Source organism: Microvirga sp. Mcv34 (assembly GCF_024519725.1).
Taxonomy (GTDB): Bacteria; Pseudomonadota; Alphaproteobacteria; order Rhizobiales; family Beijerinckiaceae; genus Microvirga.
The window spans coordinates 1-638 of record NZ_JALJRK010000275.1 but is presented as its reverse complement, the minus strand read 5'-3'; the positions used below and the strand labels follow the sequence as shown (position 1 = coordinate 638).

Below are 638 nucleotides of genomic sequence, written 5' to 3'. Positions count from 1 at the left end.
TGCCGTTCATTTTGCAGGTTTCGACAATGGTGTAGATGACCGCTGCGCGATCGCCACCGGCATCGGAACCGCTGAAGAGATAGTTCTTCCGGCCCAGCGCCAAAGGTCTGATGGCTCGCTCAGCGGCATTGTTGCTCATCTCAAGCCGCCCGTCAGTGGCGTAAACCGTCAGCGCCTTCCAGCGGGATGTCATATAGCGGATCGCCTTGGCGAGTTCGCTTTTGCCGCTGATGCGCGCAAGCGTCGTGTCGAGATGGCGTTTCAGGATCTCCAGAAGAGGGACCGACCGGGCCAGGCGTGCAGCGAGCCGCGTTTCTGGATCCAAGCCGTTGATCCCGGCTTCGACCGCAAACAGGTCGGAGATGAGGTCCAAGGCCCGTTCCGCCGAAGGCGAGCGATTGCGGAGGAACTCGTTGTACAGATCGCGGCGTGCGTGGGCCCAACAGGCCACCTGGATCAGGCGCGTGTCGCCGGTGAGTGGATGGCCAACATAGAGCTTGTCGAAGCCGGCATAGGCATCGGCATGCAGGAAGCCACGGCATGGCGACAACAGGTGCTGGGCACGCTCCCCTTTGCGATCCGGAGAATAGGCATAGAACGCCGCGGGCGGCACGGCCGATCCCCAGGGACGTTCATCG

At 62.2% G+C, this 638-nt stretch carries 1 protein-coding gene; it reads right to left on the bottom strand.

The window, feature by feature from the left end; translation table 11 throughout:
- Nucleotides 1-613: IS66 family transposase (gene tnpC / locus OC446_RS30595; RefSeq protein ID WP_262032622.1), on the bottom strand; the 613-nt coding region annotated here is incomplete at its 3' end.
- Nucleotides 614-638 lie beyond the last annotated feature (25 nt).